Here is a 4,555-nt window from a genome sequence, read left to right as displayed (position 1 = left end):
ACTTACTTAAAGCCGGAAGCCGCACTCCTCTCGTCATTTGTGGGTCCGGCTTCAACCGGACATCCGAAGAATTCAGATGTTCGACTAAAGTCGAACCCACAATAAGAGGCTGAAAGAGCCTTAAGTAAGCGCCATTGGGCTGAAGCCGGACCCACAGCAGCGAGACACAGATCAGAACATTCTTCGTCCGAACCCCGTGTTTCCCCGTGTACCCCGTGGAGATCCTCTCTTCATCTCTGTGACCTCCGCGTGAAATCCCGGACTCGGTTCTTTCCATCTGTGAGATCCATCGCGTCCCGGCCCGTCCTGCAGTGCAAAGCTGTAAGGTGCGTGATTGAAATCCCCTGCCGCGGCTACTAGCCTTCCGGGGACAACAATCACAACTGATTCAGCGGGTAGGGCTCCTCATCGGGGAGCCAAGGGAGCAAATTCTGTGAGCGCCGATTCAGGCCGCACGGCTGGGAAAGCCTCGTGCTGCATTCTGTTGTTGAGCATCTGTTACGCGCCCATCGGATGGGTGCAGCAGGCCATCCCCCCCGCAGCCACTCCCGGTGGCGCACAGCCGCGACCGACGCAGGAGTTTCCGGAGCCGGCGCAGCTCGCGCCGTTCGACGTACCGCGCGTTCCCGACCGGCCGCTTGGCCTCGATGAAGGCCCTCGCGTACGTGTCACGCGCTTCGAGCTCATGGGTGCCGCATCACAGCCCGACGTGCCGAAGGCGAGTGTCGACAACGTGCTGCTCGACGCCATCAGCAATCAGCCGGCGGAAGGATTCACGGTCAATCAGCTGCAGGAAGTGGCCAATCGCGTCGCCGAGCAGTACCGATCGCATGGACTGCTGCTCGCGCAGGCGGTCATCCCGGCGCAGGAAGTCCAGCGCGGCATCGTCAGCATCCTGGTGCTCGAAGGCTCGTTGAACGACCTGCACTTCGAAGGCCAGCAGATGTACTCGACGCGCACGCTGTCGCGGCCTTTCAAGAACCTGCTGTCGCGCCCCGTGAAGAAGGACGAGATAGAAAGCGCCCTGCTCCATCTCACCGACTATCCGGGTCTCTCCGCATTCGCGATGTTCCAGTCCGGAGATCGCATCGGCACCACGGATCTCATGATCAAGACGCAGCGCGAGGAGCGCTTCGCGCTCGACACGACGCTCGACAACCAGGGCTCGCAGTACAGCGGCGAATACCGCGCCAACATCGGACTCACGATCAACAATCCGTTCGGTCAGGCCGACCGGCTGAACGTCTACGGCCTGTACGCCTTCGATCCGGGCGACAGCGACTCGAAAGGCGCGTACGGCGGGCTGGACTACCGCCTGCCGCTGTTCAGTCCGCGTCACCAGCTCGGGCTCAGCTACTCGCACAACCTGTTCGAAGTGGGCCAGCTGCTGCGACAGCTCGGCATCAGGGGCACGACCGACATCGCCCAGGTGTCCTATACGCAGTCGCTGGCCAAGACACGCCTGACGAATGCATCGGCCAACATCGCCTTTGCACACAAGAACGCCGAGTTCGAACAGCAAGGCGCCATCACGGCGAACGACGTTCTCTCCGTCGGCAGCCTCGGCTTTCAGTGGAGCAACATCGGCCTGCGCTCGCGCGGCATCACGCAACTGTCGCTCACGTACAGCCACGGCTTCAGTAACCTGCTGGGATCGCTGGCCGACTACGACGAGCAACCAGGCATCAAGGCGAGTCGCCTCGATGCAAGCGGCGCGTTCGACAAGGTGACCGGCCAGGTGCAGCGCTATCAGCGCATCAGCCAGAACAGTGCGCTGCTGGTACGCGGCTCGGGCCAGTACTCCGACGACATCCTGCTCTCGCTCGAACAGTACTCGATCGGCGGACCGGACACCGTGCGCGCCTATCCCAGCGCCGAATTCCTTGCCGACACCGGCGGCTTCGCTTCCATCGAATGGATCGTCAATGCACCGGGCTTCGCGTCGCGATCCGCCTTCGGCGGCAGGACCTGGGGGCAGTTGCTGCAGTTCTCGCTCTTCGCCGACTACGCGATGGGCAAGCTGAACCTCGCACTGCCTGGCGAAGAAGACGAGATCGACCTGTCCGGCTGGGGCGTCGGCATCCAGTTCAACATGCCCAATCGCTACTTTGCACGCATCGACGTCGCTACGCCGATCAGCCAGCAAGAGCCCACGAACGGGCGCGATCCGCAGTACTTCTTCCGCTTCGGCTTCACGCTGTAATTGGCCCGGCGCAGGGACAGACATGAATACCAATGATATTTCCCGATCGCGTTACCTTGCCGCGGCCGTGTCGGCGGCACTGACATTCGCCGCAGCAGCACACGCAGGCCCGCAGAACGGCGTCGTCACCAACGGCGCTGCAACGATCAGCACGCCTGCCGCCAATCTCACGCAGATCGACCAGACGACCAACAGCGTGAGCATCGACTGGCAGTCGTTCGATGTGGGCGCCAATGAAGGCGTCCACTTCAATCAGCCCTCCGCGAGCTCGGTGGCGCTGAACCGCATCCTGACTCAGGACCCGAGCCAGATTCTTGGCAACATCAGCGCCAACGGCCGCGTTTTCCTGCTGAACCCAAACGGCATCATTTTCGGGTCCTCGGCCCGTGTGAATGTCGGCTCCCTCGTGGCGAGCTCACTGGATCTCACCGATGCCGATGCCGCAGCCGGCCGGTATTCGCTGGCCACAGCGGCGGAGCGCAGCGGCGCCATCGTCAACGACGGTGTCATCACGGCAGTCAGCGGCGGCTCCATCACGCTGCTCGGCGGATCGGTCCTGAACAATGGCCTGATCCTCGCGGACTACGGCACGGTCAATCTCGGTGCCGGCCGTGCCGCCACGCTGTCGTTCGATAGCGATGGCCTCATGCGTTTCCAGATCGACGCGGGCCTGCTCACCGATACGAATGGAGTGAGCGCCGCCGTCCACAACAGCGGCGAAATTTCAGCCGCCGGCGGGCAAGTACTGCTGACCGCACAGCAGGCCGGCGATGTCGTCGCGCAGGCCGTCAACAACGAGGGTGTGATTCGTGCGTCGCGGATCGAGAACGTCGGCGGCGTCATTCGGCTGGTCGGCAGCGGCGGCACGGTCGCCAACAGCGGCACGCTGGAGGCGACCGGCACCAGCACCGGCGGCACCGTGCATGTCCTCGGCGAGCGCGTCGAGATTGCAGGCACGACAGCGATCGATGTCAGCGGCGCCAACGGTGGCGGCACCGCGCTGATCGGCGGCAGCTACCGCGGCGCAGATGCCACCGTACTCAATGCACAACAGACGAGCGTCGCGGCTGGCGCGATCATTCGCGCCGACTCGACGACGAGCGGCGACGCCGGCCAGGTCGTCCTCTGGTCCGACGGCACGACCCGATTCCACGGCGACATTTCTGCGCGGGCACTGGGCTCGAGCGGCAACGGCGGCAACGTCGAAGTGTCGGGCGGCGAGCATCTCGGCATCCGAGGCCACGCCTGGCTCGACAGCGCCAATGGCAACTCCGGCCATCTGTTGCTGGACCCCGGTGCGCTCACCATCGTCGCCGGCGATGCTGCGACCACGCCAGACTACGACACGGATCTGGACACGCTCACCGATGGCTGGGTCAACGAGCAACTGACGAGTGGCAATCTCGATATCGTCACCTCGGCGTCCGTGACTCCGGGCGTAACCGAAGATCTGACCGTCGCGGCTGGCGCCGACATCAACTGGACCGATGCCGGCATCACGCTACGCATCGAGGGCGGCGACTCCATTGCCATCAACGGCACCATCAACGGCGCCGGCGCACTGACACTGGAGTCCGGCGGCATGATTGCGCTCGGCGGCAACATCTCGGTCGGCACACTCGATGTCACGGCTGGCGCCAACATCACCCAGTCCAGCGCGGTCGCGGTAACGGGGACGGCCAGTTTCACCACCGCCGGCGGCAGCTCCATTCTTCTCGGCACCACCGGGAATGCGTTCGACGGCGATGTCACCTTCGCTGCCAGCAGCGGCACGCTGCAAAACGTCACGCTCGTCAACTCGACGGCCATCGACCTGCAGGCATTGTCGATCGCTGGAAATCTCAATGTGACGGCCGGCTCGGGCAGCATTACCCAGTCCGGCGCACTGTCTGTTGGCGGCGATGCGACATTCACAGCGGACGCAGGGCAGTCCGTCACGCTCGGCGCAGCCAACACGTTCACGGGCGCGGTCGCTTTCGTCGGCGATGGCGGCACTCTGAGCAATGTCACCGTCCGCGATATGTCGGCATTGACCCTGCAGGCGATGAGCATCGACGGCGATCTGTCGGCAACCGCCGCAGGCTTGACGGCGCAAGCACTCACCGTCGGCGGCGATCTGAGCCTTACCTCGAGCGGCGGGATCTCGCAGACCGGTGCATTGAATGTCACTGGCAACTCGACGTTCACTGCAGGCGTCGGTCAGTCGATCGCGCTCGGCGAAGCGAACACGTTCAACGGCACCGTGGGCTTCGTCGGCAGCGGCGGCAACCTCGGCAATGTCACGATCAGCGATTCGAACGAGCTGACGCTGCAGGCGCTGAACATCACGGGCAATCTGACCGCAACGGCAGC

2 protein-coding genes are annotated in these 4,555 nt (G+C 63.8%); both read left to right on the top strand.

The annotated features are described in order from the left end of the window. The first annotated feature begins 433 nt into the window (after positions 1 to 433). Positions 434 to 2,203 carry a ShlB/FhaC/HecB family hemolysin secretion/activation protein gene (locus VIZ63_RS16585; RefSeq protein ID WP_331610792.1) on the top strand — a complete coding sequence of 590 codons (1,770 nt, stop codon included), beginning with the start codon at positions 434 to 436 and terminating at the stop codon, positions 2,201 to 2,203. A gap of 22 nt (positions 2,204 to 2,225) precedes the next feature. Then, on the top strand, positions 2,226 to 4,555 hold a 2,330-nt coding region (locus tag VIZ63_RS16580; protein ID WP_331610791.1), incomplete at its 3' end, for a filamentous hemagglutinin N-terminal domain-containing protein.

The organism is Povalibacter sp., from assembly GCF_036520495.1.
Lineage (GTDB): Bacteria > Pseudomonadota > Gammaproteobacteria > Steroidobacterales > Steroidobacteraceae > Steroidobacter.
Note: the sequence above shows the minus strand (reverse complement) of the source record. Positions and strands in the feature narration are given on the sequence as shown.